The following is a 24,034-nucleotide window of genomic DNA, read 5'->3' as shown; positions in this document are numbered from 1 at the left end:
AAGGTTAGTTATGACTGCAAAGATGCCTAAAATCAGCTTTCCCGTGCCCTCAAACAAAAATGGTCATCCCTTTTCCTCTGTGGAAGAGTTGTTATCGATGATCGGAGGGGAAAGCTCAGGATTGTATCTGGTGGGAAGTCAGGGAATGTGGCATGGGGGGATCCATATTACTGATGCCACTATTCCCTGGTGCGCCCTGAGTACTGACAGTGGAGCTGAGAATGAATATTGTCGCGAGCTCTATAAAGGGGAACAATTTATTCGTTGTATGGCGGATGGTGAGATAGTTGCCTGGCGCGTCAGTAAGGACTATGAGAGTGCTGCGATTGAATGGCGCGGTGAAAAACTGTTCCTTTCGACCTCTTTTGTGCTGGTGAAACATTATATCCAGCCGGGTGATACAGAAGAGAGCGGACTGACATTTTTCACTCTGTATATGAATCTGGCGCCTTATGCTGCTTATAAACAACAGGGCAGCCTGGCGGACAGAAAAGTGGCTGGCGTTCAGCGCTATTACTCCAGTGCGGAAGATTTGCAGGCAGGGCGCGCAGCCGGAAAACTGGGGAAAGACACCGTAGTCACGCTGAGTGACACTATTGTGACCCGCAGCAGCGACCAGCGTCAGTTTACCGAAGTAACCATTACCCGTGAGACGAAGAATACAGCAGGAGAAACACTTGCCGCAGGCACCCGAATCTGGACGGTATCAGACCAGGGGTATCTGAAAGCAACAGAATCGGTGCCTGTTCCGTCCTGGTGGGCAAAATGTTCTCCGGCTTACACTAATGAGTCAGAAGGTGTTGTGAACTGCACTTCGCGTACAAACTGGGCGTACTATCTGAGCAGTGACGATGTTCTCCAATATAAAAATGCAGGCAGCCTGGTAGCCGATTTTCCGCTTTCATACGAGCCCGGTAATACCGCACAGCAGGTCATCCGTCCAGGTAAGAATCCAGGCGATGCAGCAAAAACATTCAGTCTGGTCACTCTGGGCCGGGATAAGGATAAGTTGAAAAAGGGCGACCGGGTATGGTTAGTATCAGACGGCGACAGTCTGACGCCTGTTGCACCGGCAGCATCCGGTAGTGGACCCGTTTTTAATGATGTGTATGCACCTTCAGAGCCTGTACCGATCAATGCCGGAGACAGTCTCGGGCATATGGGTTTTTATCAGCTACCGGAAGAAAATGGCAAACGCTCGCGCTACCAGGTACATATAGAATGCCTGAGCATGGATGATATGGAGAAATTCATCACCAATCCAGGAAGGGTGGGGGAAGATAATCCGGTTTATCTGACGTGGCAAGCCGATGCACCGTTGTTTGAAAAAGGTGAGCAGGGGATGGTTGCGGGCAGTCGTAAAACAAAGATATCGGGTATTGTTACGCTTGCAAAAGTGCCGGGTGCCGATGCTGAGGGGAACGCACTGACAAATAACCGGGATGCGGCTTATTTTCAGATACGTCAGGAAGGTGGCTGGCTATCTGCCTCCAGTGTTCAGAAAGTGTCGCAGTATGCGTTAGGCGAGCTCGGGTTTGTGACGCTGAATAAGGCACCGGAGAGTTTTGACCTGATTGATGGCATAAAACAACCGGATAACGTGGTGAAGGGGATTCTGGAGCAGTTGTATAAAGCGGCACAGGATGAAACCCGGACCACCCACGCACTCAATAAGTACAACTACAAGCGCCTGCTGGAGTTGATTGACAGTAACCAGGATGGGTATTACTCGGAGCAGGAGTACCTTCAGGCGATTCACAATGTTTCCTACCGTGATCATCTGTACCGGGTGATAGCAAAGCATGCCAGTGAATGGTACTACGGCAAGGACGATCAACTATGGAAGACCTATCTGGATACGTTAACCACGGATGCGCCGTTGTGGAAAACATATCTGGAAGCGTTTCTGGATAAAATGACGTGGATGAAAGCAGTGTCGGAAAAGGGTGTGGTGCTGGGGCCGGAAGTCTGGCATATGCATCCAATTGTATTTTTAAACGCTATAAAGAAAGGGAAAACCAAAATTACACGAGAGATGCTCAGGAGAATTTGGTCTGACCGGAGAAATGTTTCTGACTCTGTCCTTGATGTTGTTGCTGAAGAATTTTCAAATAAATTTGATATGTGTAATATTAATACTAAAAATAGACTATATCATTTTTTCGCTCAAATATATCAAGAAGTAGGGCCTGCTTTTAATTTGAATGAGGGTTTTAACTACAGGCCACAAGTGCTTATAGATAAATTCGCATATTATCGTAATCACCCTCAAGATGCTCAAGCGGATGGCTTTATTCCGGGAAGGCAAGCAGCAAATAAACAAAGTATTGCGAACAGGGCATATGGTGGGCGAGAGGGGAATGCTGATATTGCAAGTGGAGATGGATGGCGATATCGTGGAAGAGGAATGAAACAGTTAACCTTCAAGAATAACTATAGATCTTTTACAAATTATCACGAAAGAGTTTGGGGTGAAAGTATTGATTTTGAAACCAATCCAGATTTTTTAGTTGAAACTGTTTATGCGGCAAGGTCTGCTTTGTACTTTTGGGTTCAGAATAATTTATACAGTAGAGCTGATAATGGGGTTGGTAGTGCGGTGTCGGATTCAATAACGCGAATTGTTAATCTTCATGATAATCACTATGTGGATAGACATAATAATTTAATAAGATTTCTGCAAGAGGGTGTTTTTGATGAGATATTTTAAAATATTGGCATTGATATTTGTTTTTTCCACAAAATTATCACATGCAACAGATTTCAAATTATCATCATCTGATCAAGTTGAGGATGTGAAATATTTTTTATTGCAAGTGCAAAATGATAATAAAAGTAAAAAAATAGACGTGGGGCTTGAAGGTAATTCCAATAATGCTGAAATAAAACAATACTATACTTTTTCTTGTCAATGGGGAAAGGCTTATGGAGTCAGATTAAACATGGATTCATCCTCTAATGATGGGCCCTTGTTATTTGATAACATATATGTGCTAGATGGAGAATTAAATATCGTTTTTGCAAAATCCTATAGTCGCATGAGTAAAAAATGGGTTGATCCAGTCAGCTTAAATAGTGCGGTTTGTAAACGTTCAGGCGGTCATTTAAAAAATGATTCGACAACTAAAAAGGACTACATTGTAAACTTCGAAGCTATACAGCAGGGGCCTTTTGTTTTAAAAGGCATTAATGATACAGTGATTAAATATATCAGAGATGATTCTTTAAATCTTATTCGTGAAGATGCGGATGGTGAACGTGTTGTCGATACAATAAAAAACCATGACAACAAGTCGCCTTCGGTTCGCACCGTATTTTTTATGAATATTAGTTCAGAAATGAATGTTATTAGTCTGGTCTCCTGGGGAGGGGGTATAGACGAAGGTGATTATTATAAAATATATGGATATACATATGATGAAACAGGGCATCTACGTTTGAATACTACCTTAGATAAAGATTCTAATTTATCAGGGTGTAATACAAATGAATCTCCATTTAAATATAAAAATGCGAACTCCATAAAAGAATACTTGATTAAAAAATATGGTGCCTAAACTCACGTGATTCACAATGTTTTCTACCGTGACTATCTGTACCGTGTGATTGCGAAGCATGCCAGTGAATGGTACTACGGCAAGGACGATCAACTATGGAAGACCTATCTGGATACGTTAACCACGGATGCGCCGTTGTGGAAAACGTATCTGGAAGCGTTTCTGGATAAAATGACGTGGATGAAGTTTGTGTCGGAGATGGGCGTGGCAGTGGGGCCGGAAGTCTGGCATATGCATCCGGTGGTGCTTTTAGATGCTTTGGGTGAAAGTGAAGACGGAATGGCTCTGAAATGGCTCAAAGTAGATAAGGGACAAGTTACTTTCGATGCTGAAGGTAATGATATTACGGGAAACCGCTACTTCAGCCGCCGAATTCATTGGCCTGGAAATGATCTCTCAGGTGTGACCCTTGGTCGAGGGTATGATATGGGGGGAGAAGTAAAGATTCGGTGTATAGTGATATGGTTGCATCAGGAATTGATTCAGATAAAGCCAACAAAATTTCGATGGCCGCAGGTTTGAAAGGAAGTGCTGCAATGAATTTTGTCCTTTCTAATCGAGAGTCTATAGGTGAAATTACCAGGATGCAGCAAAATAAATTATTTGGATTGATATATCCAACCTATGTAGATAGAGCCAAACGGAATTATAAAGATAAAACTCACGGAGCACCTGGCGCTCTGCCATGGGATAGTTTAGAGCAAAAAAATCCAAGACATACTTGTTGATTTTATATATCAGGGTTTTAGTGGTGAAAGACCCATGAGGGCTGGAATGTATAATAGACAGCAGGGGTTAATTTCATATATAGAAAATAATGTAACAATTTCCAGTTACGAGAACGGGCGTCATAGAGCAAATTACTTAAGAGGTCAGTAACATGTCATTAATTAAAATATTAGTGTGTGGTTTGTCATTGCTGGTATCGGTTTCAGTATTAGCAGACGATGTCTGCTCTGCGAAAAGTGAAACTCAATCTATTGATTCTTGTTATGCAAAATTAAAAAATCACTCTGAAAAACGTCTTAATGATGAGTATTCTGCACTCAGAATAAGAATAGCTGAAAATTATTCAACGGATAAAGATCTGTCAGAACGTTACTCGGCGAAACTATTGTCAGCACAAAGGGGTTGGTTGAAATATAGAGATCAGCAGTGCGCTATGGAGTCACTATTTGCTGACTCAGGATCCCAAGCTAATGCAACGTTAGTAAATAAATGTATTTATCGCATTAATGAGCAACGGATCAAGGAAATGCAATCCTTACCTTATTAAGATTAGCTATGCAAAAAGTCGTGAATAATTTTAAGAAATCACCAGCGGTAAGAGGTTTGTTCATTATATGAAGCGGCATTTCAATGAGAAAATATATAGTATTTTTAGCGGGAGTGCTTTGCTTTTTTTGTCGGCAGGCGCGATGGCAACAAAGCAGAATGTGACTAATATTATCACTTGCTCATTACCTGGAGAAGGAGTCAAAGAAGCTTTATTTTTCATTGATAATATTACAAAAGAAATAAATTATAATTTTAAAAGAGATGGAAAAGTAGAGCTAAATGTTATTTTTAACGAAGCGAATAAACTAAGGCGCACCAGAGATAACGAAATGGGGGTTACTTATTATGGATTCAAGCGCGGTAAATATAGTTATGTTATTAATGTAATTGATGGTTCTGAAAATAATGAATATACGATGTCATTTGACATCCTAAAGAATAAACGAATTATTCAATCAAGGGATTGTTTACCTAGTTCATTCAGAAGTGATGATATTGTAAGTGATTATATTGTTGACATTCCTTATGTGAATAAAAATGGGTACTTTTTCCCATGAGTCGCCTTAAATGCTATTTTTTTGTTGCAGGGCTTAATATAAACTCACCCGCCTCAAACCTGTAAGTGTGAGTGTGTTTCAAATGAAATTAAATGGCTGGAGGAGTACAAACTAACAAGAAGAATGACCGATTCTACACTCCGTTATAATTCATTAAAGGCTAAATTATGATTTATCGCATATCTATATTTATTGTGTTATTCACCAGTTTTTTTTCCGTAAGCTATGCAGATGTCGTAATCAGTTCTCCAACTGAAGGGAGTTTGACTTTTTCACAGAAAAAAAATGGTGAACATTATGAGGATAATTCATGGGGCAAAATTTTTTTTCCAATAAAAATTACTCTGCTGATCTCAGTCGGGATGACCGTTTTTACATTGAGGATGGCTCTTCAAAAGTCTCACCCTCAGGAAAATACCTGATTGTTAATAGTGTCTCAGGTGGAACTGTTGAGTTCGGAGATGGAACGTCGAAGTATACAGAAAGGGCTTATTGTAGTGTTATTGATATGAGCAATGGTTGTATTGTAAGTGACTGGGATGGAGAAGCATGCGGATATACCTGGACTGAAGGGAAAGATGTACTGGCCAGTTCTGAAGAAGTTGGTGCTGATATTTTTGATTTCAATACTATGCGGCCTTCAATTATTAAAATGAAAGACAAACTTTCTTCGCTTGATGCCAGAGGTGCAAGTAACTTGCTCCGTTGTGATGCCCCCTCCATAGAAAATATAGATAAATACCAACAATTAGCAAGGGAGAATAAAATTAATAAAAAACTTGCATTAGATGCAATATTATCATTTTTGCACACCCGTAAAGAAGAATTATCAATTACTGAAAGGGCAAATTTATTTTCCGCCCCGAACAATAACAGCCAAACTAAAAATTACCTGATCCCAGGTGATAAAATAAAAATCATACAGTACTCATCAGATAGGAAATGGGTGAATGTAGGTTACATTAATCACAAAAACATACCCCTAATCACTTGGATCAAGTCCGATACTATAGCCAAATGATTTTATAGCGAGGGAGTGACAGCAAAATTATCACCCCTTCGCTTAATTAAAAAGGAATTTCGCATTTTATCATTTGTTCGAGATCAGGCCACTCAATAATTTCGAAAAATCACATACAACCTAACAATGAGACCTTAAATAATGCTCCAGATTATCCGAAAAGGCGATCAAACCACTCACGGTGGTTCAGTCATGACCTGTTCTGCCACAATGATATTTGGCGGGGTTGGCGTGGCGCGTAAAGGTGACATGGTTTCCTGCCCGATACCAGGTCATGGTCTTACAACGATCATAGAAGGTAACCCGGATTACCTTGATAACGGGATCCCTGTAGCCTTTCACGGCCACAAGTGCGGTTGCGGTTGCACATTGATCAGTTCTTTTGTACCAGCTAAGGTTGCCTGAGTATGCCCGTGTTGCTGGATGCTATCCCCGATAAAGCGGCGAAAGTGCCGCGACCCGATACCCGCCGTTGGCTACTGTTCCTGGCATTTGTCATGTCAGGGGGGATTGCGTTAGCGCTCTGGAACTGGACGACGGAGCGAACAGGTTTTATTTTCTGGTTTACCGCGCTGGGATTACCCTTCTGCACATGGGGACTTTTTTTCTCCGTTCGACGGTTCGCATATAAAGCAGGGCAGGTTGGGTCTGAGTCCAGGAATGTGGAACGGGAGAAACTGATTGAACGTGAAACGCGCCGGGGTCAACGCTGCGCGTGGATACTCGGTACTTGCATTCAACATATTTCCGGAAATAAACCAGGGATGCTTAGTAATGCGGTTATGCATCCCACACCGACAACCGGGATATCCACGCCACGTGGAGGTACCGCTGCCGTCAGATATGCAGCCCTCACGGCCTTTCAGACCGACTTAGAGAACGAAATTATTTCCACCGCGTCAACGCTCGTTGCCCATGTACAAAAAATTACCGACACCCTGCCTAAGGATATTCCCTGTTGTGTGATGCTGGACTGCGACGACGATATCCTGGAACCGGTGGAGAAACACCTCAAAAATGAACTCGCTGCAAAAACAGGGCGAGTTTTCAGGCTTCTTGCGGGAAAAGGTCTTGTTGCGTTTGATGCCTGGCTGGATAACCGATGGGAGCATCCGGGCATTCTTGTCGCAGTGACGTTTTCATTGCCAGCGCAGCCTAATGTAAATGACGCTGATGCAATTACTCTTGTGGTGCTCAGCAACCGTAAGGCTATTGGTTATCCAGATGCGGTATGCCTTCATCGTCCTGAAAAGGGCCTTGAACACACGCTGGGAAAAACACTGCAACGGGCAATATTATGGGCTGGGAAAAGTTCTGAAGCACTAAATGCTGGTTGGCATACCGGACCAATCACATCCAGGGGGAGCGCGTGGAATAAAGCCTGCGAAGATAACGGAGTAATGTTCAGCTTGTCAGAAGACAATCGCAGTATTGATCCGGCACTGGGATATGCCGGTCGTGCCGCCCCCTGGCTTGCCATAATTCTTGCCTCGGCTGTCTGTAACGAGAATGGCCCCCAGGTTATCGCCGCACAACCCGCCGCTGACAAAGACGACATCTGGGTAGCGGTCATCACCAAAGAAGAAGTTCGCAAGGGAACGCCCAAAAATGTCTAAGGTAAAAGTAAAAACACTCATCGGCTCCGTTGTGACTGTCGCCTTTTTTCTGACGGTCATCGTGGCATTTCTCTTTTATGCCTTTCCGGAAAATGTCGCCTCGGCCACGGGGTTTGGGCCGTATGACGGGCAACGGATCCTCACGTTCAGTGCCATCCTGGTTGCCGCGATGCTTTTATTCGGCTGGCTGATTGAGAAGGCCTTCGACTTCGCAGGTAAATCGGGGCTGTATTTCCACTGGGGTCAGAAAAAGGCGCAGATGGTCGCCCCGGCAACAGGCACCATTGCGAGCGAAGATGATGAAGAAGAACCTGTCTTCAGCGAAGACGCCGTGTCCGAACACCTGCGCTTTCGCTATGGACGCCGCTGGCAGCGTAAGGTGCGAATCCTGCTGGTGATGGGTAATCCGGACGACGTCCAGAAAGCGGCCCCAGGCCTGTCTCATGACCTCTGGCAGGAAGGCGACGGCAACGTGCTGATTTATGGCGGTGATGCGCAGTCACTCCCGGATGAGATCTTCCTTTCAAAACTGGTACGCCTGCGATCCGGTCAACCGATTGATGGCATCATTCAGGTGATGAGTACCTCAGCGCTCCCGACGGACAGCGAGCGGGATGCCTTCTTGCGTTGCCGCCAGAAAGCCGACCATCAGCTTGGCTGGCAGGCGCCTGTCTGGCTGTGGCTGACTGATAAGGCTACCGGTGTTCATCAGGACGCGGAAACGACTGCGACAGGGGTCATATTCGGGCCGGAAGGCACCGTGAAAGGTGCGGGTGAAGGGTTTTCTACACTGGCGCTACACCTGCAAAAAGCAGGTATGGCACAGATAATGAATAATCCGGCTGACTTTGGTCTTCTTCAGTTGTCCCTCCGACTGCGGCAGGAGCTGAAAGCCAGTCTGGCTGTTTTACTCAGCGGGCTGATGCAGGGATCTGCGGCCTGGCGTTTACGTGGTGTCATGTTCAGCCCCGAACTGGCCGTTGCCGGAACGGTACCAAATACACGCCTCGACACACCGACCTGGAAAGCCGTCATTGATGACTGTGATGCCGTCAGCGGCAGAAAGCTGGGCTTCGACTGGCTGAAGATGCTGCGGTTAATTCTGCTTTCCCTGATTGTTCTGTGGGGGGCCGGTACACTGCTGTCCCTGATCGTTAACCGTACCCAGATTTATCAGGCACAGGAAACGGCGAGTCAGGCAGCGGATACCACAAAACCCCTGGCAGAACGCCTGCACAACCAGCTCGTACTCCAGCAAGCCATTGCCCGTCTGCAACACCGTGAGGCGACCGGCGCTCCATGGTACACCCGATTTGGTCTTAATCAGGACAGCGACACGCTGGCCGCACTCTGGCCGCTGTATGCGAAAAACAACGCACAGCTGATGAGGGATGCCACCGCAGATAGTCTCAGGCAGCAGCTGAATGCTTTTGTGCAACTGCCTCCTGCCAGTGATGCCCGAATGCAGGGCACACAGCACACCTATGACGTGCTCAAAAGTTATCTGATGCTGGCCCGTCCGGACAAAGCGGACGCAGGCTGGCTGGCAAAAAACGTGCTGAAAGCCTTACCGAAACGCCAGAATGTGCCGGATGGCATATGGCAGGACATTGCACCTAAACTGCTGGGCTTTTATGCGCAAAACCTCCCGGCACATCCGGAATGGAAAATTAAGCCTGACGCGGAATTAATCAGCACGATCCGTCAGATCCTGCTTAAGCAGGTAGGTCAGCGTAACGCTGAATCTGGCCTGTATCAGGACATGCTAAAGCGCGTGGCCAGCAACTGGCCTGATTTAACGCTTGCCGATATGACAGGCGACACCGATGCCTCAACGGTATTCAGCACTGACGAAGTCGTCCCCGGTATGTTTACGCGTCAGGCCTGGGAAGAGCAGGTTCAGGATGCGATTAACGAGGTCGTCAAGACACGCCGTGATGAAATTGACTGGGTACTGACGGATAAGACGCACCAGACAGGGAGCGATATCTCCCCAGAGGCGCTGAAAGCCCGCCTGACTGAACGCTATTTTACCGATTTTGGCAATGCCTGGCTGAACATGGTCAACAGCATTCAGTGGCAGGAAGCCACGTCACTTTCTGAGGCGATTGCCCAGCTCAACCTGATCGGCGATGTCCGTCAGTCGCCGCTGGTGGCACTGATGAACACGCTGGCCTGGCAGGGCAAAACAGGGCAAAAGGGCGAGGCACTGGCCGATTCGATTGTCGATTCGGCGAAAAAGCTAATCGGTCAGAAAAAAAATGCCAGACAGTTTATTGAACAGGCACAGGGCCCAAAAGGGCCGCTCGATGAGGTGTTTGGACCGCTGATGGGGCTGATGGAAGGTAAAGAGGGCACCGGTGCCAACGGTAACCTCAGTTTCCAGTCCTGGCTTGCCCGCGTCACGCAGGTACGCCTGAAACTCCAGCAGGTTACCAGCGCCCCGGATCCGCAGGCCATGTCGCAGATGCTGGCCCAGACAGTATTCCAGGGCAAAGCCATCGATCTGACCGATACCCGCGACTATGGCAGTCTGGTTGCGGCGAGTCTGGGGCAGGAGTGGAATGGATTTGGCCAGTCGTTATTTGTGCAACCGCTTGATCTGGCCTGGCGGCAGGTACTTGCCCCGGCTGCGGGAAGCCTCAATGCCCGCTGGCAGTCGACCATTGTTGAACAGTGGAATAAGGCCTTTGCGGGACGCTATCCGTTTAAAGCCACCGGCAGCGATGCCTCGTTGCCGTTGCTGGCTCAGTTCCTGCGTAGCGACTCGGGTCGAATCACGACCTTCCTGAAAACGAATCTTGGCGGGATCCTCCACCAGGAGGGAAATCGCTGGGTCGTTGACCTTTCCGCAAGTCAGGGGATGGTTGTCAGCCCGGATTTCCTCCGGGCGATTAATCAGCTGGCGGAACTGTCAGATATCGTGTTTTCACAGGGCGATGCGGGTGTTCACTTCGAACTGATGACGCGTCCTTCACGGGATGTTGCCAGAGTGCAGTTTACCCTTGATGAGCAGAACCTGGATTACTTCAATCAGATGGAAAGCTGGCAAAGCTTCACCTGGCCTGGAAACACTTACTATCCTGGCGTGTCGCTCAGCTGGCGTAGTGTGAACAGCGGCATGCAGCTGTATGCCAGTAACCAGGGCAACTGGGGGTTCATTCGCCTGCTGGACAAGGCTCTCATCACTCCGCTTGACGCCAGCCGTACACAACTGGTGTGGATCACCGCCGATGGCAACCCTCTGAAGTTTGTGATGCGTAGCGAGCTCGGTACAGGTCCCCTGGCATTGCTGAAACTTCAGGGATTCACGCTGCCCGACACTATCTTTAGCGTCGCAGCTGGCGGAGAAGAGCGCCAGTAATGATGGGCGGGAAAATTTACCCGGCACGGGCTTTCGCAAAACAGGTTGAAGGCTGGTCTCAGGGTATTTGCAGCAAAGTGAACCGATGGCACGAAACTGAATCCTCATCCCCATGCCAGTTTATGACCTTTCGGTAGTGTCGCGCATGGCTCAGCGACTGGCTGAAGCATAATCCAGCGCCAGGTACACCAGGGGACAGCACCTCCGCGCCCCATCGGCGCCTTCGTCCCCATGTCAGAAAAGCCCACAGGTAAAGCTACTGGAAGGCCAAACCCACTCAGGGGGAGGAGAAAAGTATGCTGCTGAAATGGAAGCTACCGCAAATCGTCAATGGTAAGGACGACGCTTCTCTGGACGCGGTCGTGAGGTTTATAAAAGAGACAAACAAACGGGAAAAAGAATGAGCTCACCGGAAGAACTGTTAACCGCCTGCGCCACCAGGCAGGAAGAAAGGCAGCGCCTCATCTCGCGGGCAAATGATGCCCTGTCGCTCTGGGATAACTGGCTGCACCCGTTCACCTCCGGGGCAGAAACCGGGGACGATCCCGCATATGATGATAATTTTCAGCTGATGCGTGAGGAGATCAACAAGCTTTCAGGTACCGATTCAGCGTTATTGTGTGAGCTAGCCCAGAAGTGTCTTTGCGAATGCGCCAAAGACATTCGTGTCGTGACCTGGTACGTGCAGGCCCGACTCAGCCGCGACGGTGAAAAGGGGTTGTCCGAAGGCTTACTGCTGCTTGTCGCGATGCTGGCCCGCTACGGGCAGGCATGCCATCCCCGGCGTCCCGTAGCCCGAAAAGCTGCGCTGGAGTGGCTGAACAGTGCAAAAGTGATTGATGCACTGCTGTTATGGCCCGAGGTGGACAGCAATGATGCCGGTCTGACGGCTGGCGTCATCAGCCTGCTTGAATCCACAGTGGCTGACTGGCCGGAAGCCGAGAAACCGTCTTTTGCAGGCCTTTGTACCGCTCTTGAAAACCGTCTGGCACGTTCGGGTGGCATGGAAGCGCTGGTCCCCCAGAACAGCAGTACGCATGAGCACGGGCGTGAACCTGCCCATTCTGATTCTCCGCAGCTGTCAGCCGTGAAATCTGGCCGCGATTTACTCGACCAGGCAAAGTTACTTTCCCGCTGGCTGAGCGAGCAGCCGCAGGGCTGGCTGGCTTCTCATCGACTGATAAAGACCGTGCGGTGGGATACGGTCGATCAGATCCCTCCGCTGGACAGTAGCGGGCGCACCCGCCTGGTACCGCCTAAACCCGAGTATCGAGCTCAGTTGAAGCGCCTTTACCTTCAGAAAAACTGGGTCGAGCTGGTTGAGCAGGCCAGCCAGATGTATTGCGAAGGCGTGAATCATTTCTGGCTCGATCTCCAGTGGTATCTCTGGCAGGGGCTCAGCCATGCGGGTCAGCCCTGGGATACTTGGTCAGACTCCGTCCTGTTCGATCTGCGGTTGCTGCTTAAACGCCTCCCGGGCCTTGAAGGGCTGGCATGGAATGACGGCACTCCCTTTGCCGACGAAGTCACTACTGCCTGGATTGCTGAAAAAGTGAATGAAGAGGGCCTGATGTACGGCGATGAATCCGCTACCGTCGTTAATGGTCAGGCGGACGATGTGCTGCTTCTTGAGTCCGAAGCCATGGAAAAGGGAGACACCGAAGGGCCTGAAGCAGCGCTTGCCTGGCTCCAGTCCCGACCGGGGATGGATACCCCGCGCCATCGCTGGCTGATACGCCTGCTCATGGCCCGGGTGGCAGAGCAGTATGGCCGAAACGATATGGCGCTTCATCTGCTTGGTGAACTCACTACCCGTGCGCCACTGCTGACGCTGGAAGACTGGGAGCCCGCTCTGTTATTTGAAGTCCAGGCTCGACGCCTGAAGCTGCTACGCATGAAAGCCGGTCGCAGCGAATCTGATAAAGCCCGTCTGATGCCTGAGATGGATACGCTATTGGCAGGTCTGATCGCCATTGACCCGGCCCGTGCCATGGTGCTCTGTGGCTAATGTTCTCTTTAATAATTTTCAGGAATGCCGTGCATGGATGATTTAACCCTGCGCTATTACGAAGCAGAGATGCGCTACCTGCGAGAAGCCGGTAAAGAGTTTGCCCGGGCTCATCCGGATCGTGCTGCGATGCTTAATCTGGATAAACCCGGCGCCCGCGATCCTTATGTGGAACGCCTGTTCGAAGGCTTTGCTTTCCTGATGGGCCGTCTGCGTGAAAAGCTTGATGACGACCTGCCAGAGCTGACCGAAGGTCTGGTGAGCCTGCTGTGGCCACACTATATGCGGACCATCCCGTCGCTGGCCATCGTCGAGTTCTCGCCTGACTGGCGTAGTCTGCGTCAGGCCGAAATGCTGGCTGAAGGCTTCTCCGTTCTGTCTCGTCCTGTCGGGCCGCACAAGACCGCCTGTCAGTACCGGACGACTCGCGATGTGCCGCTACAACCGCTGCACCTTGCAGATGCCCGCCTCCATACTGAAACCGATGGCCGCTCTGCTATCCGTCTGCGCTTCGAATGCCCTGAAAAAGTGGACTGGAGTAAAGCCGGGATCGACAAAGTCGCCATCTTCCTCAATGCAGAAAGTCCAGTTAGCTATGCGCTGCATCTGGCAATGACCCGTCGTGTTCACGCCATGTATGCCCGTCACGCCGGGACCTACATCGAACGCCATCAGTTCGATGGCTGGTGCAAACCCATGGGCTTCGATGACAATGATGGACTGTGGAAGAAAGCCGATACCGCCTTCAGTGGTTACCAGCTGCTGCTGGAATATTTCAGCTTCCGTCCGAAGTTTATGTTTGTTGAGTTACGTGGACTCGACAGCATCGGGCTTTCTGCCACAAGCACCTGGTTTGAAATCGATATTGTGCTCAGTGAAGCCTGGCCATCCGATCTGCCTTTTGAGACAGAAAACTTCCGTCTGCACTGTGCACCGGTCATTAATCTCTTCACTCTGGAAGCCGACCCGCTGACCCTGGATCCGCTCGATAATGAATATCTGCTCAGGCCGCTGCGTCTTCAGGATGGTCACACCGAGATTTACAGCGTCGATAACATCCACGGTACGGTGAAGAATGGCAAACACCCCTATGTACCGTTCACCAGTTTCCGCCACCGTGGCGGCATGATGCGCCACGATGCCCCTGAGCGTTACTTCCACACCCGCGTGAAACGCGGCCCCTCTGGTCTGTATGACACATGGTTAATTCTCGGGGGCCGCTCGTTCGAGCTGGAGCAGTTGTCCGATAAACCAGAATCCCTTTCGATGCGAATAACCGGTACCAACGGGCAGCTTCCGCGTAAGGCACTGGAAAGCACACTACTGGACAGGGCCGTGAAAGCAGGCAAAGTGTCCGTCAGGGTACTGAACCTCTCGGCCCCCACCATGCCACTGTATCCCCCGGCAAACGACCGTTTCCACTGGCGGGTGATGAGTCACCTCGGATCAAACTTCCTCAGTATGATGGATAACCCTGAAGTCCTGCGGGGGACGCTGGCGCTCTATGACTGGACCGACGATGAAATGAACCGCCGTCGGCTTGAAGCAATCGTCGCCGTGAAGCACACCCTGATCCGCCGTTTTGAGAAGGGCTTTATGCTCCGGGGCGTGGACATTGAGGTCACGCTGAATATGGATAATTTTGCAGGCGAGGGTGATGTGAATCTCTTCGGGGAGATGCTGCACCGGTTCTTCGCGCTCTATGCCGATATTCACCTCTTTAATCAGCTCACGCTGGTGCTGCAACCGACAGGGAAACGACTGAGATGGCGCGAGAATCACAGCCAGCACGTACCGGGCTGACGCTGGCCCTTAACAAAGATATCTGGCGGGCCAATTTCTATCGTTTCTGCCAACTGCTGGAGCAGGAAAATCCGGACGCCCCGAAACTGGGTACCACCAGCCATCCGGGCGACGATCCGGTGCGTTTCAGGCCCTGGCCTGGTATGGGTTTTCCGGTCAGTACCCTGAAAGCGGTGGAGAACGACGAAGACCAACCGACATTGCCACCGACCGTCCGCACCACATTCCTCGGCATGTATGGCGTGGATTCGCCTCTGCCGACGACCTACCTGGACGACATTGCGCAGCGCCGTGAAGGACACGAGGCGATCACCTCATTTCTGGATATTTTCAGCCACCGGATCACCACACAATATTACCGGATCTGGCGAAAATACGCCTATCCGGCGACCTTCGAGGCAGGTGGCCGCGATGCCATATCACAGTGTCTGCTGGGGCTGGTCGGCCTTGGTATACCGGGCACGGCTGAGCAGGTGGCAACGCCGGTTTCACGCTTCCTGGCCCTGCTGGGCACCATGCGATTACCCACCCGCAATGCTGAAGGCCTCCGGGCCCTGGTGAGCCTGCTGGCACCGAATACCCGGACAATTATCACGGAACCCGATCCGGTTAAGGTGCATATCGATAACCGTAGCGGGCTGGGTATCGGGAGCCAGATCCGTCTTTCGCAGCGAGCCACGCTGGGTAAAACCGTAAAAGAAGCATGCAGCCGGGTCCTGGTGTCACTGGAGACAGCGGATCCTGACGAGGCGGAAGGCTGGTTACCCGGTGGTGTCCTTCATACCGATTTGATGGTCCTGCTGCGTGTCTACCTCGGCTACCGCAGTGACGCCCGAGTGCGCCTCACCGTGCCTGTGCGATTGCTCCCTGAGCCTCGTCTGGGCAAGGGCAGGCGTATACAGCTGGGCAGAACCGGTTTACTGGGTCTGAAGGAAGGCAAACTCAATACGCCACGGGAAAGTCTGACCGTCAATCTGGGTTGCTATGAAGGGCTTCACTATTCGGTACTGCAACCCGCAGAAGACGGACATTACCGCTTCGACTAATCACGTATTCCCTCTCTCAATAAAGGAACTTTTGAATGGCAACAGTAACCCGCTGGTGGGCGCTGACGCTTATTGCCTGTGGTCTGCTCGCAGGCTGCGGTCTGACGCAGACCGTCACGGACGGTACGGTCAGCATCACGAAATCCATCTTCTATAAGAAAATTAAAACGCTGCATCTGGATTTTACCCCACGCACGGCCATTAACGCCGATGCCGCGCAGACACCGCTGGCAACAATGGTGCGGGTTTATCTCCTCAGGGATCGGAAAGCGGTTGATGCCGCTGATTACCAGACGCTGCTGCGCAATGCCGATACGGTACTTAAGGACGATGTTCTGGCATCAAAAGAGCTGCTGGTGATGCCCAACGGCAGCGTTTCTCTGAATATGCCCATGGATGAAGAAGCACAGTTCGTGGCGGTGGTGGGATTGTTCAATCGTCCCGATCAGAAAAACAACCGCTGGCGTCTGGTACTGACCCGTGACGACCTCGATCCGGACAAACCCCGGACCATCGAGTTGGGTGACGGCTGGCTCAGCCTCGAGCCGGTAAAGGAGTGACATAATGGATAACTGGCTTGCGCTTTTTGACGGGCAGACTCGCTATTTTCTGGATATCAACGACAGCCAGGTAAAACCGGATGTTCTGCGATTTCGCGGCAGGGAAGCACTGAGCGAACCGTTCAAATGGGATATTGAGTTCACGACCCAACAGGCGAATATCCCCCCTGAACAGGTCCTGATGAAATATGCCTCTTTCCGGATGCGGAGCGGTAAAAATGTCCACGGCATTATCACCCGCCTGGAATGGCTTTCCACTTCAAAGGATCAGTCCCATTACCGTCTTACGCTCAGTTCCCGCCTGGCGCTCCTGGGATACACCCGGCAGTGTGCGGTATATCAGAACCAGTCCGTTCCTGAGGTGGTGGAGCAGGTGCTGCGCAAACACGGGCTGGAGGGACCTGATTTTGAGTTCAGACTGGAGCGCACGTACCCGCCGCGTGAAATTATCACCCAGTGGCGGGAAACGGACCTTGAGTTTATCCGGCGCATTCTGTCTGAGGTGGGGATTTACTGGCGTACGGTGATGGACGACGTGCGCGGTCTGGATACGTACATACTGGCCGACAGCCAGCTCAACTACCAGTTTGATGTGCGCCTGCCCTACAGCGAGCCATCGGGTTTGTTTGACGGTGCGGAAGAGTCGGTCTGGGATGTACGAACCTGGCACACCCTTGCCACCGGCACGGTCGCCACGCGGGATTATAACTACCGGACAGCCTCCACACCGATGGATGCGACGGTCAGCGCGCGTAACGACGCGGTCACCACCGGAGAGCATTACCGCTACGCAGCGCCTTATCGTGACGCAGGTGATGACACCAGCCCGGAGCCGGAGACCGAATCCGGCGCGTTCTGGGCCCGGCTCCATCATGAGCGGGAGCTGAACAGAACGACCCGCATTCACCTGTTCAGCAACGCTGCCCACCTTGCGCCGGGACAGGTGCTTGAGCCGCAGGGCGATGTCATAACTGCCCTGAAAGAGGGCGTTATCCTCACCCTGGTGACCTACCGGGGGGCCCGTGATTCCCGTCTGCATGTGTCGGTCTGGGGGATGCCTTATACCGAACGCTACTGTTTCCGTCCAACTGAAATCCCGCGCCCTGAAATCCACGGCACACTTCCGGCCCGCGTCGAGAGCCGGGAGAAAAATGACATCTACGCGCACCTGGATGAGCAGGGTCGCTACCGGGTAAAGCCGGACTTCGACCGCGAAGGAACAGAGCAGGGCTTTGGGTATCTGTGGCTGCGTATGGCGAAGCCGACTGTCGGTGACACGCTGGGCTGGCATACGCCGCTCATTGACGGCACTGAAGTGGCCATTGCGTATAGCAATGGCGATATTGACCTGCCGTACATCGCGTACGCACTGCACGACTCCGAACATCCGGACCTCGTGAACCGGGATAATCACACCCGAAATATCCTCAGAACACCCGCTAACTCAAAATTGCGGATGGAGGACAAACGTGGCGAGGAGCATATCAAGCTCGCCACGGAATACGGCAGGACGCAGCTCAACAGCGGGCACCTGGTGGACAATCAGGGCAAATCCCGCGGCACCGGTAGCGAACTGCGCACTGATGAATACGGGGTTATCCGCGCCGGAAAGGGGCTGTTCATCAGTGCAGATGCACAGGCGAAAGCGCAGGGTGAGGCGCTGGACATGGATGCCGCGCTGAAGGAAATAGACAGGCTTAATCAGCAACTGCAACAACTGGAAATAGCCGCCGAAAATGCACAGGCCCTGAAAGCGGATGTCGACAGCCAGATACAGATATTTGAGCAGCGGCTGAAACCGCTCAATGAAGCTGTGCATTTTACAGCCCCGGAAGGCATGGCCCTGACCAGTGGTGAAGATATGCAACTGGCCGCAGCACGAAACGTGGTCGTCAACGCCGGGGGCGATATCAGCGTCGGAACAATGGGCAATCTGACCGCACTGGCCGGAGAAAAACTGGGGCTCTTTGCCCGGATCGGACAACTGAGCGTCAAATCCGGAGAAGGACCAATAGATGTCCAGGCGCAAAACGCCAGTATGCGGTTGTTTGCTGAGAAGAAGCTGACGCTGAGCTCAGTGAGTGACATTTTGTTCGCCGGGAAAAAACGTATCACGCTGATCGGCGGCGGAAGCTATCTGCGACTCGAGGCCGGGAAGGTCGAGTATGGTACGACGGCGTCGTACATACGCAAAGTGAAGCGGACTATGGCAGCAGGAAGCAGTCCTCAGTCTCCAGAACTTCCATTTTTACCAGGGCCAGGCGATGCTTTTCGCAGGAGCTTTATTCTTGTTGATGATAGAACACAAGAACCAATATCAAATATTGGATATGAATTAACATCGTCTATAGGTAAGGTAGTTAAAGGGGTTTCATGCGAGAAAGGTCTCACTGGCTTTATAAGCCATACAGAAGAAGCTGATATCGAGTTAACCATATTAAAGCAAAATTCATTATATATAGGATAGTTCTATGGTTGATATGAAAGTTAAATCAAAACTTACTAACCAGGATGAAAATAAAGAAATCATCTCCGTTAAGATATTCAAAATAACGGACATTCCTGATGTAATGGAGAAGAAAGGTTGGAAAATTGCAGCTAGTTTTATGCGAAAGTGGTTCAATGACCCGTATTATGAAATGAGTAAGCAGGAGAAGCTTAACAAAATCGACATCAGCACAATACAAAAACAGCACATTCTCGACGATTTAGAATTTGAATGGCTATTAACTTCATCCTCACGAATAAAACCAATCTATGATAACTTTGTAATGAAAGTTTCAAGCGTCATTGAGTATGACGATTTTCTGGGGCGAAAAAAGCAAATTACAAATCAGCTTTCGAATGGACTTTGCTATATTTTGAATAGGTTGGAAAAATCTGGGTTTTTGGTTAACAATGAGCTAAAAAGCTGTTATGTGAACTATGACAATATGTCAGCAATCGAATTGGATAAGACAAGCCAGTTTAACTTTATAAAAATTGGTAGTACATTGTGGGAGAAGGCGACTGATAGTCTGGATGATGTATACGGTGCTCTGGGCTCTTTCATAATCAAAGTTGCATTCACAAATCTAAATGTAACAAGAGATCAAAGAGGGTTTATGAGATTGGAGATTAGAGAGCTGGGACTGTACGTCAGGGACACCTACGAATTTATGAATGATGGTGATGACCAACCTTTGGGATATTGGGGAGAGTGTGGGGTCATCAAACCCGGGGTAATTAGCGAACTTATGAAAAAAGAATTCATCGATGAGGACGGTTGTAGATACTTTAGGATTACAAACTCATCATTTGTCAAATACAGGGGGAAATACAAGAGCACCTATAAAACTGGAGATTTTTTTTGTATACTCTACAGTGAAGAAAATCCCTACAAATATTATCATTCATCTTAGCAAGATAGATATGGAGGAATATTCTTTCTGGAAGGGAAAAAACATAAATGAATAATTACTTAAAAAAAATATTTTTCCTGATCTTTATCTCAGTGATCATTTTTTCCTTTATTTTAATGACTGTTAAAATCTTGGCTTATAGAGGCGCAATAAAAAATGATTCAATATGGAGTCGAGATAAAAAGTGCGAGCTGGTCACTTATATTCCTGATTATCGTCCATATGGTGGAATTGGACGAGTATTGAGGTTGTTTTCTAATCAATCCTTCTTTATTGTGTATGACCAGAATGGAAAGAAAATAAAAAACTCTGCATGGTATTTTTGGCAGTCTCAATTTTCTGATTTGGTGGCCCCAGAATGGCATGGACAGAACGCAACTTATCCTACAAGTGATGGATGGGACGGATGGCATATTCCTGAATGCCATTAACATCTTAGCAATTCATGTTTAAAATAATCAAATGACCAGATGTAACAATATTGGCATTAAAGAACATTCGTCGATGGAATAAAAACATGCTTAGCTCAATTAAGCTCATAGTGAAATTGATACTCTGTTTTTTTGTATCACTATCTATTATTCTTCTGTCAATAAAGACACTGACTTATAAGAAATCTACATCCAGTGAAAAAATATGGAATGAGGTCAACTCTTGCTATGCTATTACTTACATTCCTGACTACAAGCCTTTTGGCGGCGTAGGACGGGTATTACGTCTTTTTTCAAATTAATCATTTTTCGTCGTCTATGATAAAACTGGAGAAAAAATAAAAAGTTCAGCTTGGCATTTTGGGAGTGTCAGTTCTCTGATTTAGTTGCACCTGAATGGTCAGGCATTGATTTTCTTTCCCCATCTGACAGCGGGTTTTCAGGCTGGATTTTACCTGAATGCAAAAAATAAAAAAATTAGTAAAACTAATAATAGCTTTCCTTGGATGTATTATCGTTCTAGCAGTGCATCATTTGGGTTACGAATGGTACATAACTTACTTTACACCAAGGAGTAGGGGGTAGGGCTCGGATTTGTAATCTTCTATATGAGATACATTATCATATCCATTACATTTCTAGCAACATCTATAAAACCAAAGCACTCTTCAGTAATCTTTGGCCTGGTTATTATCTTTATGCTTTATTCTTGGTATGGAACAAATCCACTTCGAGTAATATTGATGTTTTGTTCCTCATTATCCGGTTGTTCAATAATTATTTTTGCAAAAAAATCCTTAAAAGAAACATAAGGTAATTCACATCCCTTAGAACCTAAACCTCTATCATTTAAAATAATTTGCTATATTATGAGTCAAAAAACGCCATCTTTATATGAAATTCTTACCGGCAACTTTACAGGGGATCTTCCCCTTGAAGTTGTAAACGAAGAAGACCAGGTCATTTTATCTGTACTGGATAACATCCAGCGTATTTTGAACGCCCGAGCCGGGACCATATCCCATTTACCAGATTATGGTTTGCCGGACATGACCAAAATTCTGCAAGGCATGCCGGGTACAGCCCACGAGCTGATCGATACGCTGGCCGGTGTCCTGCTCAAGTATGAACCCCGTTTGCAGTCCCTCAATGTAACTTTACTCGAACAGCACGTGCCAGGAGAGTTGCGTTATGCCATTGATGCTGAGCTTAAGGGCATTGGCCTCGTACGTTACGGCACCGAGTTTATGCCCGAAGGACGCGTGATGCTGAGGCACCTGAAGCAACAGCAGTATCTCGATACCGCAATTCGTGTGTAAGGCCAGACAGCTTTCATCAGTTCCAACATCCAGTAAGAGTCAGGCCGATATTGCATATTTTTGCCATCGAATGCGCAGCTTCAGGAGCAAATGGACGCGTGGCTGGAGGGTACCGGATTGAACGAGGGGACGCTGAATACATCCGTTACGGATCTGCTGGTGGAGTACGGGGCTCTTGAGATTACCGATATCTTTCTGTGTGTAGATGACCAGTCTGTGAAATTGACACCAGTATTTTTGTACGGCCAGGGCGTGACCGGATGCGTGGAAGTGACCCTTCATGCAGAAGGCTGCGTGATCTCTCTGGGGCGCCTGTTCATACGGGCAGGTCATTTCAGTGACTGGACCTTTAATCCCCCGGGGATGTTGCTGCGCACAGTACAACCTTTTGATCAAAGTACTTCTTTTTGTCTGGTTTTAGCGCTTCTTTCATAGCTATTAACCTGGCAGTACCAGCAGACTTGTGGTGAAGCTGCATAAAGAGGAAGTACAGCACCGCAACCTTCATTTGGATATTCAGCCATGAATGACATCAATCCACGAAAAATCAAAACCGGTGGCGATCCGCGCACGCTAGCGGATTATGCCACCCTGCGTGATGAACTGAGTAAGCTGACACATCCGGCCCGTCCGGATGTGAACTGGCATTATGTCGAAAAACTCTGCCTTTCACTGTTTGAGCAAAACGGTGTGGAGTTACAGACGGCGGCCTGGTACACGCTGGCACGGACGCAACTGGCCGGCTTATTCGGCCTCAATGAAGGCCTGGCGATACTGGATGCGCTGATAAGCCATCAGTGGGGCACACTGTGGCCGCAGCCGGTACATGCCCGCATGGAAATCCTCAGCAGTCTGAACCAGCGTCTTCAGCAACGGATGCGCTCGCTCCCGCTCAATTACAGCGACCTAAGACAACTGTATCGGGCTGAGCAACTGCTTGGCAGTCTGGGGGAGGTGCTTCAACGTCTGGAGCTTAAGCATCTGAGCCAGCTCGATACGTTGCGTTCCCTGATGCACAACAGCGCTGTCCGGCTGGAAAACAGCAACGATACAACCAGTACCGGGTCGAATATTCAGTCTGGGATTGTCCTGCCTGCCACCGTAAAGAATGGTGCAGTAATATCATCAGGCTCTCATACCGGTAGTCTCTCTGAAGAGACCCCAGCGCCAGACAGCCCAGTGAAGTGGGTATTCGTTGCACAGCCAGAACACCACGCAAATGTGGAAGTACTGACGGCAATGCCCACTCAGGTAAAAAAGTGGAAATCCTTCGCTGCCGGAATGTGTACCATGCTGATAATAAGTACGGGCGCAGTGTGGAGCTGGCAATTTCTTCACCGACCAGACCCGCTACAGACTCAGCTTGCTGCCTCACTGGCTCCGTTACCTGCACCTCTCGCGCCTGAAAAACTGGATATGTTGCGTCAGCAATCTCCGTCATCACAAACAATGATAGAACAAACACAGCAGCAGCTTGCCCGACTGGATAAATTGCCTCCTGACTGGAGTATTACTTACAGCCGAAAACTTATAGAACAGGCTCAGGTGCTGTGGCCGGAGCAAGCAAAACCCCTGATACAACAGTGGCAGCAACACCTTAATGCTGCCGCATTACCGGTAGAACAGCTCAATGGCTGGTATAAGGGGATGTTATCGCTACAAAAATTGAGTGACCAGCTGAACGGGCTTGATGAGCAGAAAGGCAAATACATGACGGTCAGTGAACTGAAGTCCGTTGTATTTTCCGTCCGGCAGTCTTTTAACCAGTCGATACCGGCTGAAGAGCAACTGCGTATCTTGTCAGAAAATCCTCCTGGTGTACCTTTACCTGCAGCTGCGAGGTCTCAGCTGGAAATGCATCTGAAACAACTGGCAGCCCGATATGCTGAAATAAAACGGAATGCATCAGAGTAAATCCATCGTTAAGATACTTTAAAACTCGTCATTATGACGGGAAGTTTCACGGATATTTCCCCCTTTTAAGATGATGACGTGTCAGGCCAGTTATGCTGCCATGAGGGATCGTTTTATCGTCTGGTCTGCTGTTTTTTGGGGTGATATCGGTGATTATGG

Annotated in this window: 19 protein-coding genes and 1 pseudogene; all 20 read left to right on the top strand. The window is 49.1% G+C overall.

Annotated features, from left to right (window positions below; translation table 11 throughout):
- The first annotated feature begins 10 nt into the window (after positions 1 to 10).
- Positions 11 to 2,710, top strand: coding sequence for a glycoside hydrolase family 19 protein (locus tag AM410_RS22565; RefSeq protein ID WP_236900100.1), 2,700 nt, complete (start codon positions 11 to 13; stop codon positions 2,708 to 2,710).
- Positions 2,697 to 3,557 (top strand): hypothetical protein, encoded by an 861-nt coding sequence (locus tag AM410_RS22560; RefSeq protein ID WP_032681311.1) that lies wholly within the window; start codon positions 2,697 to 2,699, stop codon positions 3,555 to 3,557. Before AM410_RS22565 ends, AM410_RS22560 begins: the two co-directional genes overlap by 14 nt.
- Before the next feature lie 6 nt (positions 3,558 to 3,563).
- Positions 3,564 to 4,079: a hypothetical protein gene (locus tag AM410_RS24255; RefSeq protein ID WP_236900098.1), complete on the top strand. Its 516-nt coding sequence runs from the start codon at positions 3,564 to 3,566 to the stop codon at positions 4,077 to 4,079.
- A gap of 14 nt (positions 4,080 to 4,093) precedes the next feature.
- Positions 4,094 to 4,285 (top strand): hypothetical protein, encoded by a 192-nt coding sequence (locus AM410_RS24250; protein ID WP_131797432.1) that lies wholly within the window; start codon positions 4,094 to 4,096, stop codon positions 4,283 to 4,285.
- 152 nt (positions 4,286 to 4,437) lie between these two features.
- On the top strand, positions 4,438 to 4,833 hold the full coding sequence (locus tag AM410_RS22545; RefSeq protein WP_108648499.1) for a lysozyme inhibitor LprI family protein: 396 nt from the start codon (positions 4,438 to 4,440) through the stop codon (positions 4,831 to 4,833).
- Positions 4,834 to 4,900: 67 nt separating this feature from the next.
- A complete protein-coding gene (locus AM410_RS22540; RefSeq protein ID WP_108648497.1) occupies positions 4,901 to 5,392 on the top strand; it encodes a hypothetical protein in 492 nt (163 codons plus the stop codon).
- Between the two features lie 310 nt (positions 5,393 to 5,702).
- A complete protein-coding gene (locus tag AM410_RS22535) occupies positions 5,703 to 6,413 on the top strand; it encodes a hypothetical protein (RefSeq protein WP_050594881.1) in 711 nt (236 codons plus the stop codon).
- A gap of 141 nt (positions 6,414 to 6,554) precedes the next feature.
- Entirely contained in the window at positions 6,555 to 6,818 is a 264-nt protein-coding gene (locus tag AM410_RS22530; protein ID WP_071993110.1) for a PAAR domain-containing protein, read from the top strand.
- Between the two features lie 2 nt (positions 6,819 to 6,820).
- Complete coding sequence (locus AM410_RS22525; RefSeq protein ID WP_032681310.1) at positions 6,821 to 8,029, top strand: hypothetical protein; 1,209 nt, start codon at positions 6,821 to 6,823, stop codon at positions 8,027 to 8,029.
- The gene (locus AM410_RS22520; RefSeq protein WP_108648494.1) at positions 8,022 to 11,393 is read left to right on the top strand and encodes an ImcF-related family protein; all 3,372 of its coding nucleotides are present in this window, start codon (positions 8,022 to 8,024) and stop codon (positions 11,391 to 11,393) included. Before AM410_RS22525 ends, AM410_RS22520 begins: the two co-directional genes overlap by 8 nt.
- 400 nt (positions 11,394 to 11,793) lie before the next feature.
- Complete coding sequence (gene tssA, locus AM410_RS22515) at positions 11,794 to 13,401, top strand: type VI secretion system protein TssA (RefSeq protein ID WP_108648492.1); 1,608 nt, start codon at positions 11,794 to 11,796, stop codon at positions 13,399 to 13,401.
- Positions 13,402 to 13,434: 33 nt separating this feature from the next.
- On the top strand, positions 13,435 to 15,204 hold the full coding sequence (gene tssF / locus AM410_RS22510; RefSeq protein WP_108648490.1) for a type VI secretion system baseplate subunit TssF: 1,770 nt from the start codon (positions 13,435 to 13,437) through the stop codon (positions 15,202 to 15,204).
- The gene (gene tssG / locus AM410_RS22505) at positions 15,168 to 16,250 is read left to right on the top strand and encodes a type VI secretion system baseplate subunit TssG (RefSeq protein WP_108648488.1); all 1,083 of its coding nucleotides are present in this window, start codon (positions 15,168 to 15,170) and stop codon (positions 16,248 to 16,250) included. Before tssF ends, tssG begins: the two co-directional genes overlap by 37 nt.
- 35 nt (positions 16,251 to 16,285) lie before the next feature.
- Entirely contained in the window at positions 16,286 to 16,810 is a 525-nt protein-coding gene (gene tssJ / locus AM410_RS22500; RefSeq protein ID WP_032681305.1) for a type VI secretion system lipoprotein TssJ, read from the top strand.
- A 4-nt stretch (positions 16,811 to 16,814) separates the two neighbouring features.
- Complete coding sequence (locus tag AM410_RS22495; RefSeq protein WP_108648486.1) at positions 16,815 to 19,277, top strand: type VI secretion system Vgr family protein; 2,463 nt, start codon at positions 16,815 to 16,817, stop codon at positions 19,275 to 19,277.
- Positions 19,278 to 19,281: 4 nt separating this feature from the next.
- Positions 19,282 to 20,266, top strand: a pseudogene (locus AM410_RS22490) (DUF6402 family protein).
- Positions 20,259 to 20,642, top strand: a complete 384-nt coding sequence (locus tag AM410_RS22485; RefSeq protein ID WP_233098508.1) for a hypothetical protein — start codon at positions 20,259 to 20,261, stop codon at positions 20,640 to 20,642. Before AM410_RS22490 ends, AM410_RS22485 begins: the two are co-directional and overlap by 8 nt.
- A gap of 869 nt (positions 20,643 to 21,511) precedes the next feature.
- Entirely contained in the window at positions 21,512 to 21,961 is a 450-nt protein-coding gene (gene tssE, locus AM410_RS22480) for a type VI secretion system baseplate subunit TssE (protein WP_108648484.1), read from the top strand.
- 90 nt (positions 21,962 to 22,051) lie between these two features.
- Positions 22,052 to 22,396, top strand: coding sequence for a hypothetical protein (locus AM410_RS22475; protein ID WP_108648482.1), 345 nt, complete (start codon positions 22,052 to 22,054; stop codon positions 22,394 to 22,396).
- Between the two features lie 87 nt (positions 22,397 to 22,483).
- On the top strand, positions 22,484 to 23,875 hold the full coding sequence (locus AM410_RS22470) for a VasL domain-containing protein (RefSeq protein WP_108648479.1): 1,392 nt from the start codon (positions 22,484 to 22,486) through the stop codon (positions 23,873 to 23,875).
- Positions 23,876 to 24,034 lie beyond the last annotated feature (159 nt).

Source organism: Enterobacter cloacae complex sp. FDA-CDC-AR_0164 (assembly GCF_003071645.1).
GTDB lineage: Bacteria > Pseudomonadota > Gammaproteobacteria > Enterobacterales > Enterobacteriaceae > Enterobacter > Enterobacter ludwigii.
The sequence above is the reverse complement of the archived record's forward strand: the minus strand, read 5'-3'. Positions and strand labels throughout refer to the sequence as shown.